Below are 17,129 nucleotides of genomic sequence, written 5' to 3' on the forward strand. Positions count from 1 at the left end.
AATTAAAAAGTAGTTGCTATGGTCGGTTATCTTTGACACTAATCTGGGCAATTTATAGCCTAAGCTATACTTCATTTCTCAAAGTAGAGCATCAATCCAGTATCAATAACGACAGTTACCACCTGTTTTTAGGCCCTAACCTGCAGCTTAATCATCTTTTAACAGGCTGTTTCAGCACCAGCTTCTGACTTTAAAATAAAAAGCGTTACCTTTGCAGCTGCAATGAGAAAAGCAACGCCATTCATATCGCTTACTCCACCGTGATTCTATAACAAGCAGGTACATCACTCCTGACTTGTTAAGACTACCCCATCGGTACAATTCCATTGTGCGCTTGCTCCAGTACGCTTTATTTTTTCCTGCTGTACTGCCCAAGCACTAACTATACAACATATACATTTTAATGTAAGGCCACCACTGCTATCAGTGCACAGGTGTAGTGTATCCGTAGCTGTTATAGCTATCGTAACGTAGGTGTGCCTTTAACAGAGTGTTGCTGCATATGATGATTGTGTGGTTAACACCATGGCTACTTACTTAACAACTAAGTTGCTATAACACTGTAAATATATTATTCCTTTTATATTAATGAAACAATATCTAAGACTCTTCGACTTTAGCCAAAAAGTCGACTATAAAGTAGAGATACTGGCTGGCCTAACGGTAGCCATGACAATGATTCCTGAATCACTCTCTTTTGCCATACTGGCTGGCTTCCCTCCTTTAGTGGGCCTTTATGCCGCTTTTATCATGGGTTTGGTTACAGCCGTACTTGGTGGCAGGCCTGGTATGGTATCAGGTGGAGCGGGTGCAACTGCAGTAGTGCTTATCGCCCTGATGCAATCGCACGGACTGGAATACGTATTTGCAGCAGTAGCATTGGCAGGTATTATACAAATACTAGTGGGTGTGTTTAAGTTGGGCAAGTTCATCCGTCTCGTACCGCAGCCGGTTATGTATGGCTTCGTGAACGGCCTGGCAGTAATCATTTTTATGTCTCAGGTAGAGCAATTTAAAGCTGTGGAAGACGGAACAGTTTCATGGTTATCAGGTTCGGCCTTATACATCATGGCTGGCTTAGTTGCTCTAACCATAGCTATTATCGTATTGCTGCCAAGAGTTACCAAAGCCGTACCTCCTTCATTGGTGGCAATCATAGTTGTTTTCTTGGTTGTTCTGGGCTTTGGCATAGACACTAAATTGGTGGCAGATATAGCTGGAGTTAGCGGTGCGCTTCCTCCTTTCCACATTCCGAGTGTACCATTTACACTTGAAACACTACAGGTAATATTCCCTTACGCCCTGATTATGGCAGGTGTAGGTCTAACAGAAAGCTTGCTAACTCTAAACCTTGTAGATGAAATTACAGGCACCAGAGGCCAGGGTAACAGAGAATGTGTGGCTCAGGGTAGTGCCAATCTTTTGAATGGCTTTTTCTATGGCATGGGTGGCTGCGCCATGATTGCCCAAACACTGGTAAACCTTTCTGCCGGTGCAAGAGCCCGACTTGCAGGCATAGTATCAGCTACCACCATCTTGGTTATTATACTTGTAGGTGCTCCTGTTATTGAGCGAGTGCCAATGGCCGCACTGGTAGGTGTTATGATTATGGTAGCTGTTGGCACGTTCGAGTGGATCAGCTTCAGGATCATTAACAAAATGCCAAAGCAGGATGTGTTTGTAGGCATTTTGGTGGCAGTAATTACTATATGGCTGCACAACCTTGCCCTGGCTGTACTAATTGGTGTGATTATCTCTGCCCTGGTTTTTGCCTGGGAGAGTGCCAAACGCATCAGAGCCAGAAAATACGTTGATGAGAATGGTGTAAAGCACTATGAAATATTCGGACCGTTATTCTTTGGCTCAGTTACGGCTTTCTCAGAGAAGTTTGATGTCCTTAACGACCCTGATGAGGTAATCGTTGATTTCAGGGAGAGCCGCGTTGCTGATATGTCAGGGATCGATGCCCTGAGCAAGCTAACAGAGCGCTACCAAAAAGCAGGCAAGAAGCTTCATCTAAGGCACCTGAGCGAAGACTGCAGGCGTTTGCTTAAGAATGCGGAGCAGGTAATTGAGGTGAACATTATGGAAGACCCTAATTACTCTGTAGCAACAGACAGATTAGCTTAATAAAAGAACCCCGCTACTTGCTCATACTTGAACGGTAGCGGGGTTTATACTTTGTTAACTGTTTTCTAAAATACAAAGCTCCGTTGCTTCCTTAAGCTTATCGGCCCTAACACTGTTGAGAAAGCCTAGTGAGCGCTTTCAGCATCCCTACTTACTGCTAAACGCAGGCAGAATAAGGAAAGCAGGATAGTTAGAGGTGTAAAGATCAGCTTCTCTGTTTCGTTGTTCGAGAACAGGTTGCCTACAGTATTCAGCAGGAAGAGAGCGAACATCACCCAAAGTGCCGACTTAACAACTTTCCTGTTGACCCTTACATTCAGGACACCTGCATGTACTCCTACAACTGTAAGCATGGTCAGGTTTATGATGATCGAAGTTATCTCGAACATCAACATTTGTGATGAGCTTTTAAGCCTGCCTCCCCACACAATCCCGAACGGAATAATGCCAAGCATTACCAGAACATGAAACAGCACAATACAACTCAGGATGACGATTATTCCACTGGTTGCAATACTCTTTGTAACAGCCTTATTCATTTGCTGAATTTTGTGTACTTACCATAAATGTTATTGGGGACTAACAGTAACAAATCTTAAACCTTTAGCTTCGGTCCTACTCTACCATCTCATTCACAGCGTCTATCATAGCCATTACCTCACTAGGGTGTTCCCCCAAGCGTTCGCCGCGCTGCTTTCCTAACCGCACTATTACGATATTCTTCTCCGGCATTACTACAATGTATTGCCCTAATATACCTCGGGCATAGAAGATGTTCGGCCCTTTATAATCAGGCATTAACCACCATTGGTAGCCGTAGAAATCTACCTTCTCTCCATCAGAAGCTTTGGTAAGGCCATTAGGAGTAAGTGAGGCTTGTACATAAGCAGATGGGACAATGGTATCGCCGTCCCAAACGCCGTTGTGCAGGTAAAGTTTTCCGAGGCGGGCAAAGTCGCGGGCGTTAGAGAAAAAACAGCAATACGCTTTCTCTACGCCATCAGGCTGATCGATGCTCCACTCTGCATCCTGAGCGGCTCCCAAAGGCTTCCACAGCTTCTCTTCGGCATACTTACTCAGGCTTTTGCCGGTGGCTTTCTGCAGCACAAACGCCAATACCTGTGTGTCGCCGCTCTTGTAAATCCACTTCTGGCCAGGCTCTTCTAAAGCTTCTAACCTGTCTATTATCTCCTTTAGGTTAGAGCCATAGTATGCCTCTGTTGTCATGGAAAGAGGATTGCTGTACGACTCGTCCCAGTTAAGGCCGGAACTCATCCAGAGCAGGTGCTTGATCTTTATTTTTGCCTTATCGCCCTCTTTAAACTCCGGCAGAAAATCCGCCACTGGCTGCTCTACACTCTGAATTTTCCCCTCTTTTATGGCCACCCCTATCAGCATACTTACAATGCTCTTAGCCATTGAGAACGAATTACTCAGCGACTCATCTGAATAACCATCCCAGTACTGCTCATAAAGTATAGAATCATCCTTAACTACCAGAAAGGCTACCGACTCCAGCTCCTGGTGCAACTGCTCTAGTTCCTGCGGTAGTTGTATGCGGTTGTACATCCTGGCTAATGGCCAAGGCTGAGGGGTAGCCGGAGCGTCAATCTCCCGCTGGTCAAATATGATGTTGTCGTCTATATCAGCGAAGTTGTACACAAGGGCCTTGTACACGTAGTTTTTGTCGGCCATGTGTATCCAAGCTGCTAGCAAGCCTAACAATAATAGTGTGCCCAGCCCGAAGCGTTTGGCTTTGCGGTTCATGCGGTAGGGTCTTTTAGAAGTCGTAGCCCAGTGTTACATAAAACTTAGGACCTACGCGATTGTCTTCTTCCTCTCCCCAAGCTACATCCAACTTACCGTATACACCCAACAGCGTAGTGCGGGCACCAAAGCCATAGCCTACAAGGAATGGGTTACGGTAGTTGATAACCGTAATATCGAACTTGTCAACGCTTAGGGGATCAGTAGTACCGCCAGTGATGCGTGTGTTAATGGAGTTGTTGCCCGAGAATGGGTTGGCTCCACTATAGGCAGAACCTGCATCAGCAAAGGCAGTTAACTGCAGGTTACGAAAAAAACCAGAGGCAATTGGTCCGTTGTAAAGGTACTGTACAATCGGAATGCGTAGCTCAGCATTAGCCAGCAAGTGGTTGCTACCGCTGCGCACGTTAAAGTTAAAGCCTCTAAGAGGTGTAATATACTCCAGGTAGAACAGGTCTGCCGGAGAGTTTACCTGCACATCGTTTAGCTCGGCCTCCTCATCCTCATCGGCCAACAGCCAGTTGTTCATACCGCCAATCAGGAACTTCTTGGTTGAGTTACCGAAGAACCTGCCGTAACTTAGGTGCGTGGCAAGCACAATTTGTCTGTGTATTTTAAGATAATGCCTGAAGTCTGCATAGAACTTGCTAAAGTTGCCCCGTGAACTCTCAAAACCTTTCAGCGACAGTAAGCCTACTTTAAAGCGGGTACCCTCGCGCTGGTTTACACCTGTAACAACGCTGTTGTCATACACTAACTCTGCATTACCGCCCCAGAACATTTCCACTGTATCCGGTATAGAGAAATCGTTTTTATAAGTGAAGCGGGTGCTAACAAACTTCGGTTTCAGGTGCAGGCTAGTACTGTGGCTGAATGGATACTTTAGTACAGGCGTCAGCTCATTCTTTGTGAAGTTAACTATAGAGCCAGGAGCATTCAATAAACTACCTCTAAGCGTTGACCGGGCGAACTGCACGCCAAGGTCTACCCGGTTAGACAGGTTCATATATTCGGCAAAAAAATTGTTCGTCTCAAAGTCGGTGCGCATGAAGGCTGTACCCCGAATGCGGTGGTTCTCGAACAGATCTGACATTTCTACGCCTGCCACTATACCGAAGCCCAGCAGCGGGTCAGCATTTACAGAGGTAATAATCTCCTGCACACTAAAGCGCAGGTCGTAGTTTAGTGGGCCTACAAGATCTACGTTGCTACCGCCACTGCTGGCTCTGCGCACAGGTGCCGTGTTCCGCTTCTGCTGCATTGCCTGCCGCTGATCTTCGTTAAACTCGTAGTCCTCGATGTTGATCTCTCCTTCTTCACGTATCCCGCTTCTGGTTTTCTTTTCCTGTTCCATCAGCCTTCGCTTATTAGCTGCGGCGGCTGCTTCTTGACTAGTGCGTGCGCGTGTTTCCAGTATAATTTGGCGCGACGTTTGAGGCAGTTTACTAAGAGTGGAAGGAGTATAGCTAGGCAGCAGGTATACAAAGCTGTTACCCTCGTCGCTGGCTACCAGCGCCAGAACATTTGCCGACGGCACATAGTCGTACTGCTTTATACTTTCTACAAAGTTTGTAGCGAGTGTACTTGTGCCTGTAGCTAAGTCGTAGTTGTATATACTTCTAATTCCGCTTTCCTCGCTCAGGTACACCAGGTTTCCATCCTGCGTAGGGCGTGGCATCATTTCGCTGGCAATAGAGCTGGTAAGCTGCTGTATGCTATTATCAGGCCCCTCTTGCTGTAGCAAAAAGATGTCGTAGTTGTTAACGATGCTGTTAAAGTCTGGCTTGATGGCACTCGCGGTTGAATCATTCCAGCGGTTAGAGCTAAAGGCAATGCCTCCGTTGTTGCGCAGGTATACAGGGTCTACATCATCAAAAATGTCATTGGTTAGCTGCTTCTGCAATCTGCCATTGGCACTTAACACAAACAAGTCTGTCTGCCCGTTTCGTACGGCACTTATTACCAGGCTTTGCCCATCCTCAGAGTAAGCCATGCTGTTTACATGAACAAACTGTTCCAGTGTGGCAGCAGGTGTGGTTAGATTCTCATAGAATGGTATAAACTTATAGCTACTGCGGGCATCAAGCTGGCGCAGCAGCATCTTTCCTCTCCTGGCTTCAATTATTCCTAACTGAGAGTTAGAACGCCATGCCAACACCGGCATGTCAAAATCCACATCCTGATCCAGATTCTTATAACCTGCACGCCATACTACACGGTCTTTGCCTGTGCGCACATCCCTAACAAATATCTTATAGATGCCGTTGTCATTCTTTACATAAGCCAGCAACGCACCATCAGGACTTAATGTAGGCTTACCATAAAAATGGCCTTCTTTATTCTTCTTGAACAGCTTTGCTCCATCAGGTAGCTGCACTAACGGGCTTTCGGAGCTGGTGTTTATCTGCACATAGTAGTTATACCAGTCCTGCAGGAAACGTTTGTAAGGTATGTTCAGGCTGCTGGTTATTCCAATCTCTACATCGCGGGTAATACGGGTCAGGTTAAGTATATTCTGGATAGCCGTGTAGCCGTAGCGCTCAGCAATGTAATTCCAGACACTCTGGCCCGTAAGCTTTGGGCTTTTTAAGAACACCTTCTCAGGGCGCGGTTTATCCTGCTTCATCAGCATGTCGCGCATATAGCTGTCCATTTCTATGCTCCAGCCTTCGGCAGTATACGCCGACACACCACTAATGAACCACTCCGGCAGTCGTAACAGGTAACTGCTCTGCAGGGCCTCCTTCAGGCTGCCGCCGTACATCATGTCGTTCATCAGCAACTCTGTTAGCTGATAGTTCAGGTCGTGCTTAAACTCCGTTTGTGTACCTCCATAAGCCAGCTCTATTTTACTTTTCATAAAGAGCGTTTCTCCACCGGTCTGGTACTGGTCGTTATTCAGACCTATGTTACTTTGGAGAAGATCGGTAGGTGAGTTGTAAAGTATAAGCGTGATTTTGGAGTAGGGATAGTACCCAATCAGGCTGGTAATGCGCTTTAGTTCTCTTTCAGCATAAGCCGCTGCGTTCACAGCTCCCTCTTGCCCATTTTGGTAGAAGTACACATTGAAATTTTGTGTACTGTAAAGCTTCCAATTAAAGCTCTTGTACTGAATCCGGCTCTTACCGAAAGAATCTACGTTTGGCTGCGCCTGCAAGGCAGAAGCCGCCAAAAGGAAGAGGATGAACAGCGGTAGGATTCTGTTAGAAAAACGCATGCGCTTAGAGTTGCTGGTTCTGTTGTTCTATGTAGTCGTAATATAACGATAAATATCTAAAAATGTGTATCTCCGGCATTACCTCTTCTGTCCCGGCAAGTGCTGCAGCAAACTGCTGTGCCAGGTAAGGTGCCATCAAAACACCCTTAGAGCCCATGCCATTGAACACGCTCAGCTGTGGGTACTGCGGATGTAGCCCCACCAGCGGCCGTCGATCTCGTACGGCTGGCCTTATGCCTGCCAAATGTTCGGTTACTTGAAACGGTTGCGAGGTAATCTGCCTGAATCGCTCTGTTAGCTCCTCCTGCCCTTCCGGACTAGGCTCTTCGTCGGGTTGGCGCCAATTGTAGGTGGCTCCTATCTTAAAGCGCCCATTACCTACCGGAACAACGTAAACAGCTTTGTTATAGATGCATTCAGGAGTATAATTCTCCGTTTGTACTTCCAGCACCTCTCCTTTGGTGGGTTGTATAGGCAGCCATTTAAAGTATGGATTATTTACCACCTGAAACCCCTCACAGAAAATCAGGTGCTTAGCTTCATCTTCCTTATAGCGCACACCGCCCTCAGTTAGTTGCAGCTTCTCTATCTCAAATCGTTCCGGCAACATTAGCTTTTGCTCGAGTACCTCCTGCGTCAGCAAATCCAGCATCTCAGTTACCTGCAGGTAACCACCCCTCCCAATCATGATGCCTCCGAATGGGTCATCTATATCCGGTTGATTTATACTTTGCGTGTGCGTAGACAGAATGTAGTCATTCCAGTTGGTACCGGCACTCTTGGCCATCCAGGTGTTCTGTTCCTCTATGGAGGAGAAAATCTTGTAGATAGGCTTATGGATGAACAAAGGTTGATGGAAGTGTTGCTCCAGCTCATCGTAAAACGCATCCGCGGCAGGTATAAAGGTATCCGCCAGCCAGGATTTGGCAAAGCGCTTGCCTGCTACCGGGTTCAGCAGACCGGCGGCTACGCGTGAGGCGGCACTAGGCCGGGGCTCATCTATTACCAACACCCGGTGCCCTTGCTTGCGTAATGTATAGCTCAGGATAGCACCGGCCAAACCGTGCCCTACCACTATAAAATCGTATTTCATACAGGCAAGTTACGAGATGTACCGCGTAAATTAGTAACTTAGAGGCACGATTTTACGCTTGTCCAAGTACCCTTAATCTAAAACTATGAAGGTTACCTGCCTTACTTTTAACCCCTTTCAGGAGAACACTTACCTACTGCACGATGACAGCAAAGAGTGTGTAATAGTAGACCCTGGTTGTTATGAGCGCAGGGAGCAGGACCAGCTAAAAAAGTACATCGAAGACAATGGGCTAAAAGTAGTTCGCCTTCTTAACACCCACTGCCACATAGACCATGTGCTGGGCAATAAATTTGTAGCCGACACATATGGTGTAGGCCTGGAAATACACCAGGAGGACGAGCAGGTGCTACGTGCCGTACCTACTTATGCCTCCAACTATGGCTTTCCGCAGTATGCAGAACAACTGCCAGCCTCCTACCTTAAAGAGGGTGACACGGTAAAGTTTGGCAACACCGCACTGGAAGTGATCTTTGCGCCAGGCCATGCGCCAGGCCACGTGGTATTCTATAATAAGACTGATAGAACTGTTATTGGTGGCGATGTACTCTTCCAGGGCAGCATTGGCCGCACCGACCTGCCCGGCGGCGACTTCGACACGCTTATCCAAAGTATAAGAACAAAGCTTTTCACTCTGCCTGATGAGGTAACGGTTTACCCTGGCCACGGTCCGGAAACCACCATCGGCTATGAGAAAAAGTATAACCCCTTTTTACGGTAGCCCTGCCTCCGTATCTTTTGTATGAAAAAGCACATTCCAAACGCTATTACCTGCCTCAACCTCTTTTCTGGTTGTTTGGCGTTATACTTTGCTTTCAAAGGAGAATTGATTTACACCGCTTACCTGGTGGGCATTGCCGCCGTTTTCGACTTCTTGGATGGCATGGTGGCCCGGCTAATGGGTGCCTATTCAGAGATCGGTAAGCAACTGGACTCACTTGCCGACATGGTATCTTTTGGTGTGGTACCAGGCACTGTTATGTTCATACTTCTGCAGCGTGCTGAAGCTTCTTTTTTAAGTATACCTGCCGATGTAGCGCCCTTCTTCGGGTTCCTCATTACTATTTTCTCTGCCTTACGACTGGCTAAGTTTAACATCGACACCCGCCAAACCACCTCATTTATAGGGTTGCCAACGCCAGCCTGTACCCTGTTTGTGGCATCACTGCCACTTATCCTGGAAACAGAAGGTCTGCTAGCTTTTGAGATCATCCTGAACCCGGTGGTGCTGCTGGTGCTGACCATAGTTTTGTCTTACCTGCTAGTTGCTGAGTTGCCATTGTTTGCTCTCAAGTTCAAGAACTTTACCTGGCAAGATAACTCTATCCGCTTTGTTTTCCTGGGCTTATCGGTTATCCTGGCGGTTGTACTAAAGTTCGCGGCCATACCATTGATTATAGTGCTGTACGTACTTTTGTCTGTCATCAAAAAAACATCCCAAACATCATAAATTTTGATCCTGAGGGTGACTAAGCCCTAACCTCACAAGGTAAAGCTGTATTGCTGGGCTTGAGACATCCTGAGCATAGGTACTGACACTAAAAAGGTAAATAGTTAGTAATCTATCGGCTACCCTGCTTATGCTTTTGTAAGCTTGAGCTTAAGCAGGGTATAAAAGCTGTCTCTATTTCAACATTTTAGCCTTATCTTTGGAAGTATATAAGAATGCTGTCCGCCTCTACGTATAGTATGGCAAACAGCTTTTTCTAACTATTACATGCTTATGATGTGGTTCCAGCGATTGGTTTATGCATGCACCCTTTGTCTGCTTACATGCCTGACAACTGCTAATGCCCAAACCACAGCCCCCACTTCTATCACCCTTGCTTGGCAGGGCCAAACGAAAGTCCTCCCTGTTCTGCACTCCTCCGGAATGATCCCGGTTTTTAAGGGAGCCTCTGTAAATCCTACAGAAGGTCTGCCTTATTACCGCCTGCAACTCCCGGGTGTTTCGGTAGAAAGCTTTAACCTTACCAATACCCAATATGAGGTTTTTACAGCCGCTGAGCAGTTGCTATTTGGCCAGTATACTTTTGGTAAAGAGCCAGAGGTGCAGGTAGCACAGGCCATGCGAAACAAAGTACCGGCAACCATCATTAGCATACTTCCTATCCGCCGCAACCCTGCTACACTGCAACTTGAGAAACTTGTTAGCTTTAGCTATACCTATTCTTCAAGCGGCATTACAACTACCTTTTCCCAAACGGCTACAGCTAAATCTTTCAGCTTTGCCAGTAGCTCTGTGCTCAGCACCGGTGAGTGGTATAAGTTAGCAGTAACTGAGAGCGGCATCCACAAGATAGATAAAAGTGTATTGCAGGCGCTAGGCATCAGCACGCAGAGTTTAGACCCGAAAAAGATACAGCTTTACGGGAACGGTGGCGGCATGCTGCCTCAGCCTAACAGCTCCCCTCGCCCCGACGACCTGCAGGAAAATGCCATAACAGTTATTGGGGAAGACGATGGAAAGTTTGACGACGGAGATTATGTACTATTTTATGCGCAGGGGCCACACGCATGGCGTTATGATGCATCGGAGCAGCTGTTTCAGCATGAACTAAATATATATTCTGATACTGCCTTTTACTTCCTGCGCGTCAATCATAGCCCTGGTGCCAAGGTAACTTCACGCGGCCAGGCTACGGGAGCATCACAGACCATTACAAGCTATAACGAGCGGCTCTATCACGAAAAGGACCTGAAAAACATGGTCTTTTCAGGTCGCGAGTGGTATGGTGAAGAGTTCAGCTCTTTTCAAACTACCCGCAGCTTTAGCTTCCCGGTGTCTGATGTGGTGGCTGGTTCAGAGGTAAAGCTAAAGGCCGCCCTTATGGCTAATTCGCCTGCCAACACCTATTTTGCACTGCAGCTCAATAACCAACAACTCGGCTCACAGTCCATTGCGAACCGTGGGACCTACAACTATCACCCGGAGGGAGTAAACAGCACTAAAACGTATAGTATAAACCAGCAGCAGTTAGGCAACAGTAGCGAGTATTCTGTTACCTTGACCTTTACTCCTGGCGGCAGCTCCACTTCGATGGGCTACCTAAACTATCTTACCTTAAATTATGAGCGTCAGCTTAAACTGTATGGTGAACAAACTTCTTTTCGCTCTTATAAAAGTATAAGCCAACCAATAAGCAGCTTTAGTATCGCTGGTGTTCCGGCTAACGCCACGATTTGGGATGTTAGCAATGCAACTCAGCCGGTGGTGCAGCAACACAACAATGGCAACTTTAGCACAGCCACCAACATACTGCGCGAGTTTGTGGTGTTTCAAGGTGGTAATATCAGCAGTAAGCCTATAGCCATGGGCCGCGTGGAAAACCAAGACCTCCACAGCCTCAACCAAGGCGGCTCCCTTGATTTTGTGATTGTGACCCACCCAGCATTTTTGCAGGAGGCACAGAGGCTGGCGAACCATCGTGCTCAGCACAGCAATATGGAAGTGCAGGTAGTTACCACAAAACAGATTTACAATGAGTTTTCTTCAGGAGCACAGGATGTTACAGCCATTCGCGATTTTATGCGCATGCTGTACACCCGTAGCAGTAAGTCTGGAGGCGATGTGCTTTACCTCTTGCTTTTTGGAGATGCGTCGTATGATTACAAAGACCGTATCCGCAACAACACCAACTTTGTGCCTGTCTATGAATCGCGGGAATCGCTCCACCCTATTACCAGTTACAGCTCCGAAGACTACTTTGGATTCTTGGATGAGGATGAAGGCGAGTGGGCAGAGAATGCTCAAGGCGACCACCTGTTAGACATCGGCATTGGCAGGCTTCCGGCAAGAACAGCTACAGAGGCTGCCACAATGGTAAACAAGATCATTAACTACGACAGCCCAAGCCACTTTGGCAACTGGCGCAGCAGAGTTACACTGGTAGCAGACGACGGAGACTATAACGAGCACCAAAACGATGCGGAATACTTGTCTAACTACCTGGTTGAGCATCATCCAAAGTATAACCCCAACAAAGTATACATCGATTTGTACCAACAGCAGGCTGTAGCAAATGGGCAACGTGTACCGGATGGCTCCGCTGCCTTAGACAAAGCAGTAGAGCAAGGCTCTTTGATCGTAAACTACACCGGCCACGGAAACGAAGTGAGTTGGGCTTCTGAACAAATTCTGACTTTACCACAGGTTAGCAATTGGCAAAATAAAGATAACCTCACGTTTCTACTTACCGCCACCTGTGAATTCGGCCGTTACGACGATCCCGGACGCCCATCAGGAGCTGAGCTAGCACTGCTGCATGGCAACGGAGGTGCTGTTGGCCTTCTGACTACTACCCGCCCCGTTTATTCTAACGGCAACCGTGTGCTGAACCGTAATTTCTTTAAAGCGGCCTTCACTCCCATCAATGGTCGTATGCCATGCCTAGGCGATTTAGTGATGCTTACCAAGAACAACAGTATTACGGATAATGTGAGCGGCTCAAGGGGGGTAAACAACCGTAACTTCTCGCTCCTATCTGATCCTACCATGCAGCTGGCTTATCCTAGCCTGGAGGCCAAAATTACCAGCATTAATGGTAAGCAGGTTACAACAGATACTTTAAGTGCCTTAGGTAAAGTGACGCTGCAAGGGCAGGTACAATCCAACTCTGGCAATATTGCCAGCGACTTCTCCGGAGACCTGCACCTGAGGGTTTATGAAAAGCCGACCATACTTTATACTTTGGGCGATGAAGGTAGTCAGAAGGTGCCCGTACAAGTACGCGAGAGCATCATCTATGACGGTAAGGCAAGGGTGCAGAACGGGCTGTTTGAGGCAAGTTTTGTCATACCAAAGGACATTTCTTATCAGTATGGGCAAGGAAAAATAAGCCTGTATGCCAGCAGTGGCTCTCAGGATGCGCTGGGTGCAGATCAGGACATTGTTATAGGTGGCACGGCTAAGGATGCTGTTGCTGATCATACTCCTCCAACTGTAAGCTTGTTTATGGATGACGAGTCCTTTGTGTCTGGAGGCACCACAGGTCAAAATACTGTATTACTGGCAAAGCTTTTTGATGAAAGTGGTATAAATACGGCTGGAATAGGTATAGGGCACGAGATAACAGCCGTGTTGGACGAAGATCAAAGCACTTTGGTAGTCCTTAATGACTACTACACAGCTGAAACCAACAGCTTTCAGAAAGGCGAGCTAAGATATCCTTTAAAGGACCTGGCGCCGGGGCCACACTCCATTCGTCTCAAGGCTTGGGATACTTATAATAATTCTACTGAATCATATATAGAATTTTATGTATCTAATGATGTCGATCTTACGTTAGAGCATGTATTGAACCATCCAAACCCGTTCTCAACATCAACAACTTTTCATTTTGACCATAACAGAGCTGGCGAAAACCTTGAGATACAAGTGCAGATTTACTCTATTTCAGGCAAGTTGGTAAAAACGCTCCAGACCACCAGCTACGGCAGCAAAACGCGAGTAGAAGAAATATCGTGGGATGGACGTGATGAATACAATGATAAGCTAGCTCGCGGCGTTTACATTTATAGAGTTAACGTGCGGTCGCAGCAAGATGGGGCAAAGGCCTCTAAAGTTGAGAAACTTGTAATTATAAACTAGTATCGTTGTACAAATTTTCTATATTTGATTGAGCTATCAATACCCTTTATATGCAGAAAAATAGTAAGATACTGAAGGCCGCCGCTTTAGCGTTCGCCTTGCTTTCAGCACCAGCTGCTATCGCACAACAAACACCACCCTCAACATCAACTGGTTCAGATCTGAATGCCGTTACTACTGCGGTTCCAATTCTGACTGTTGGACCTGATTCCCGGGCATCAGCTTTAGGAGATGCTGGTGTAGCATTGTCTCCTGATGCCAATGCTTCTTACTGGAACCCGGCTAAGCTAGGCTTCGTGAAGAACGACATGAGCGTAGCGTTTTCTTATTCGCCATGGTTGCGCAATATCGTTGACGATATGTCGCTGAACTACCTTTCTGGCTATAAAAAGCTGAATGAGACATCGGCTATTTCCCTTTCCCTAATGTACTTTGACTTGGGAGAGATTCAATTTATTGATGCTCAGCAGAACCCGCTTCAGAACTATAATCCTAAAGAATATGCCGTAGCTGTTTCTTATGGCCAGGCACTAAGCGAGAATTTCAGCTTGGGTATTTCAGCCCGATTCATCCACTCTAACCTTGCTGGCGATGTTAACGTGAGCGGTAGCAACGTAGAGTCTCAGCCAGGTAATACAGCCGCAGTAGACGTGGGTGTATACTACAACAAGGACCTCAACCAAAACCTGAACCTTGCTTTAGGCGCCAACATTTCTAACATTGGTGGCAAGATTGCTTATTCAGAAGATGAAGATAAAAGCTTCCTGCCAACGAACCTGAAAGTTGGTACTGCCCTTAAATATAACCTTGACGCTTACAACTCCCTTACTTTTGTACTGGATGCTAACAAGCTGCTAGTCCCTTCTCCGGGAGCCGATTCAGACCAAAGTGTGGTTAGCGGTATCTTCTCTTCTTTTGGAGATGCTGAAGGTGGGGCTAGTGAGGAATTAAAAGAAGTAAACATTTCTACAGGTGTAGAGTATTGGTATAATCAGCTGTTTGCAGCTCGTGTCGGTTATTTTTATGAGCACCCGGATAAAGGTGGCAGAAAGTACTTGTCTGCCGGTCTAGGTATCCGCTACCAAAAGTTTGGTTTGGATGCTGCCTACCTTATTCCTAACGATCAAGGTAACCCTCTTGCTGACACATGGCGCTTTACCCTTGCTCTAAACCTGGAATAGTAAACATAATAAACAAGAATGCTTGATAGAACAAAAGCTCCTGAAACATACGAAATAGATGCCGTCAGTATTCAGATAGCTGAGGTAACCAACCTAAGTAACGGTGCGCGACTGCATACTATAAAAAGCGAAACCCAGCCTGTTGTCAGGCTGGATTTTGTTTTTAAAGCCGGTAAGTGGTACGAATCTGAAAAAGGCAGTTCAGACCTAGCCGCTAAAGTGCTGTTAGAAGGTAGCCTTAACCATAGCGCTAAACAAATAGCGGATAAAGTTGCCTATTACGGTGCTTCTTTCGATAACAACCATGGCTACGACCGCACAGAGTTTACACTGTACTGCCTGGCAAAGTATACTTCTGAACTGCTAGCACTAGTGCTGGATGTACTGCAAAACCCTGCCTTTCCGGAGGAGGAGTTCAACCTGCTCAAGCAGCGAACAATACAGTCTTTGAAGGTTCAACGCCAGAAGAATAACTACCTTTCTACCCACAGCTTTACGCAGCAGGTTTATGGCGATCGCCATCCTTATACTTTTGGATTTGATGAGGGCGTATTAGAAGCCATTTCCATTGAAGATGTAAAGACATTTTACCGTAACCGTTTTGTTACGCAGGAACTAGAGGTATTTGCGTGTGGTGCCATAGACGACATTCTGCAGCGAGAGCTACAAAATAAGATTTCGGCCCTACAACTAGAACCTTCTGCAGCCTCAGCCTCTCACAAGAACCTTCAAGAGATAACTGGAGCGAATGAAAAGTATAAGCTAGTACAGGTAGCTGAAAGCCTTCAGTCCTCCATTCGTATCGGGAAACGTTTCCCTAAGCCAAACCATCAAGATTATCAAAAGCTTCTAATACTTAATGAAGTACTAGGTGGTTACTTTGGATCAAGGCTCATGCGTAACATCCGGGAAGATAAAGGATATACATATGGTATATATTCTGTTATCTCTCCTAAGGAACAGGATAGCCTGTTCTATATAGGTACTGATGTAAACTTTGCCGTGACTGATCATACTATTGAGGAAGTTCTAAAAGAAGTGAAGCAGTTACAGCAGGAAGAAATTCCGGCAGAGGAGTTAGAAACAGTAAAGAATTATATGCTAGGAAAGTTCTTGAATGACATTTCAACCATATTTGATCAATGCGATAGGTATAAACGAATAGTAACGCACCAGCTAACTCCTGAACACTATAATAACTATGTTACGACGATTCGTACTGTAACAGCTCCCGAACTTCAGGATCTGGCTAAGCAGTACTTGCAGGAAGAAGACTTTTATACATCTGTTGCTGGAAGAACTAAATAGATAACACTAACACCTCCCAATAAGCAAAAAAGCCTCCGCTTCAGAGCGGGGGCTTTTTTGTGGCCATGCCTTTGGCTGGCCTTCTAATCTCATGGCGGCTCCTTCGTGCCTGCCATGCCAGTTTGTTGGGGCTGCTATGCCTCCCTTCCCTGGTGGGTGTATAAAAAGGAAAAGGGGCAGCGGGATTGTCTCCTGCTGCCCCTTTGTTGGGGTTGGCGGCCACCTACTCTCCCGGGTGTGACCCCAGTACCATCGGCGCTCCCGGGCTTAACTGCTCTGTTCGGAATGGGAAGAGGTGCTCACCGGGGCCATAGCCACCATTATCGTTGCACGGTTTCTATGCGTGCCCTATGCTTTATGACATGATAAGTGGGGGAGAGAAAAGCAAGGAAATTTACGAGAGCGGCGGGCCAGTGCACCGCACCGGACGCGCCCGGGCAATTAGTACCGCTCGGCTTTGCCATCTCTGACTTTACACCTGCGGCCTATCAACGTCATCGTCTTTGACGGCCCTTCAAGGGAGATCTCATCTTGGGGCGGGTTTCGCACTTAGATGCTTTCAGCGCTTATCCCGTCCGAGCGTAGCTACCCTGCGCTGCGGCTGGCGCCACAACAGGTCCACCAGAGGCTCGTCCAACCCGGTCCTCTCGTACTAAGGTCAGGACCCCTCAAATCTCCTACGCCCACAACAGATAGGGACCGAACTGTCTCACGACGTTCTGAACCCAGCTCGCGTGCCACTTTAATCGGCGAACAGCCGAACCCTTGGGACCTTCTCCAGCCCCAGGACGTGACGAGCCGACATCGAGGTGCCAAACCTCCCCGTCGATATGAGCTCTTGGG

General features: G+C 46.9%; 10 protein-coding genes and 2 rRNA genes (1 of these 12 only partly in view). 6 read left to right on the top strand and 6 right to left on the bottom strand.

The annotated features are described in order from the left end of the window. Positions 1 to 588: 588 nt before the first annotated feature. Positions 589 to 2,130: a SulP family inorganic anion transporter gene (locus tag PKOR_RS03965; RefSeq protein WP_046309252.1), complete on the top strand. Its 1,542-nt coding sequence runs from the start codon at positions 589 to 591 to the stop codon at positions 2,128 to 2,130. Between the two features lie 125 nt (positions 2,131 to 2,255). Here the strand turns inward: PKOR_RS03965 and PKOR_RS03970 are convergent, their stop codons facing one another. The 4 genes from PKOR_RS03970 to PKOR_RS03985 all read right to left on the bottom strand — a co-directional run bounded on the left by PKOR_RS03970 (position 2,256) and on the right by PKOR_RS03985 (position 8,207). Then, positions 2,256 to 2,669, bottom strand: coding sequence for a hypothetical protein (locus PKOR_RS03970; RefSeq protein WP_046309253.1), 414 nt, complete (start codon positions 2,667 to 2,669; stop codon positions 2,256 to 2,258). 76 nt (positions 2,670 to 2,745) lie between these two features. Beyond that, a complete protein-coding gene (locus tag PKOR_RS03975) occupies positions 2,746 to 3,897 on the bottom strand; it encodes a serine hydrolase domain-containing protein (RefSeq protein ID WP_046309254.1) in 1,152 nt (383 codons plus the stop codon). 13 nt (positions 3,898 to 3,910) lie between these two features. After that, positions 3,911 to 7,114, bottom strand: a complete 3,204-nt coding sequence (locus tag PKOR_RS03980; RefSeq protein WP_046309256.1) for a PD40 domain-containing protein — start codon at positions 7,112 to 7,114, stop codon at positions 3,911 to 3,913. A 4-nt stretch (positions 7,115 to 7,118) separates the two neighbouring features. After that, a complete protein-coding gene (locus PKOR_RS03985; protein WP_046309258.1) occupies positions 7,119 to 8,207 on the bottom strand; it encodes an NAD(P)/FAD-dependent oxidoreductase in 1,089 nt (362 codons plus the stop codon). 85 nt (positions 8,208 to 8,292) lie between these two features. On the opposite strand from PKOR_RS03985, the gene PKOR_RS03990 reads away from it, so the two are divergent. The 5 genes from PKOR_RS03990 (at position 8,293) to PKOR_RS04010 (ending at position 16,286) form a co-directional block, all read left to right on the top strand. Further along, complete coding sequence (locus tag PKOR_RS03990; protein WP_046309259.1) at positions 8,293 to 8,928, top strand: MBL fold metallo-hydrolase; 636 nt, start codon at positions 8,293 to 8,295, stop codon at positions 8,926 to 8,928. A 21-nt stretch (positions 8,929 to 8,949) separates the two neighbouring features. Beyond that, positions 8,950 to 9,657, top strand: a complete 708-nt coding sequence (gene pssA / locus PKOR_RS03995; RefSeq protein ID WP_046309261.1) for a CDP-diacylglycerol--serine O-phosphatidyltransferase — start codon at positions 8,950 to 8,952, stop codon at positions 9,655 to 9,657. 276 nt (positions 9,658 to 9,933) lie between these two features. Further along, a complete protein-coding gene (gene porU, locus PKOR_RS04000; protein WP_084694721.1) occupies positions 9,934 to 13,797 on the top strand; it encodes a type IX secretion system sortase PorU in 3,864 nt (1,287 codons plus the stop codon). Positions 13,798 to 13,847: 50 nt separating this feature from the next. Continuing rightward, positions 13,848 to 14,978, top strand: coding sequence for a type IX secretion system outer membrane channel protein PorV (porV, locus tag PKOR_RS04005; protein ID WP_046309262.1), 1,131 nt, complete (start codon positions 13,848 to 13,850; stop codon positions 14,976 to 14,978). Positions 14,979 to 14,996: 18 nt separating this feature from the next. Then, positions 14,997 to 16,286 carry a M16 family metallopeptidase gene (locus tag PKOR_RS04010; protein WP_046309263.1) on the top strand — a complete coding sequence of 430 codons (1,290 nt, stop codon included), beginning with the start codon at positions 14,997 to 14,999 and terminating at the stop codon, positions 16,284 to 16,286. Positions 16,287 to 16,496: 210 nt separating this feature from the next. Here the strand turns inward: PKOR_RS04010 and rrf are convergent. Together rrf and PKOR_RS04025 are read right to left on the bottom strand one after the other, a co-directional pair. Further along, positions 16,497 to 16,608: ribosomal RNA gene (rrf, locus tag PKOR_RS04020) — 5S ribosomal RNA — on the bottom strand. Between the two features lie 99 nt (positions 16,609 to 16,707). Beyond that, positions 16,708 to 17,129: ribosomal RNA gene (locus tag PKOR_RS04025) — 23S ribosomal RNA — on the bottom strand (it continues 2,475 nt past the right edge of the window).

This window comes from Pontibacter korlensis (genome assembly GCF_000973725.1).
Taxonomy (GTDB): domain Bacteria; phylum Bacteroidota; class Bacteroidia; order Cytophagales; family Hymenobacteraceae; genus Pontibacter; species Pontibacter korlensis.

Bases quoted from the DNA above. Each gene is read 5' to 3' on its own strand.
- pssA (WP_046309261.1), top strand. From the start codon at position 8,950: ATGAAAAAGCACATTCCAAACGCTATTACCTGCCTCAACCTCTTTTCT.
- PKOR_RS04010 (WP_046309263.1), top strand. From the start codon at position 14,997: ATGCTTGATAGAACAAAAGCTCCTGAAACATACGAAATAGATGCCGTC.
- PKOR_RS03990 (WP_046309259.1), top strand. From the start codon at position 8,293: ATGAAGGTTACCTGCCTTACTTTTAACCCCTTTCAGGAGAACACTTAC.
- PKOR_RS03965 (WP_046309252.1), top strand. From the start codon at position 589: ATGAAACAATATCTAAGACTCTTCGACTTTAGCCAAAAAGTCGACTAT.
- porU (WP_084694721.1), top strand. From the start codon at position 9,934: ATGTGGTTCCAGCGATTGGTTTATGCATGCACCCTTTGTCTGCTTACA.
- PKOR_RS03970 (WP_046309253.1), bottom strand. From the start codon at position 2,669: ATGAATAAGGCTGTTACAAAGAGTATTGCAACCAGTGGAATAATCGTC.
- PKOR_RS03980 (WP_046309256.1), bottom strand. From the start codon at position 7,114: ATGCGTTTTTCTAACAGAATCCTACCGCTGTTCATCCTCTTCCTTTTG.
- porV (WP_046309262.1), top strand. From the start codon at position 13,848: ATGCAGAAAAATAGTAAGATACTGAAGGCCGCCGCTTTAGCGTTCGCC.
- PKOR_RS03975 (WP_046309254.1), bottom strand. From the start codon at position 3,897: ATGAACCGCAAAGCCAAACGCTTCGGGCTGGGCACACTATTATTGTTA.
- PKOR_RS03985 (WP_046309258.1), bottom strand. From the start codon at position 8,207: ATGAAATACGATTTTATAGTGGTAGGGCACGGTTTGGCCGGTGCTATC.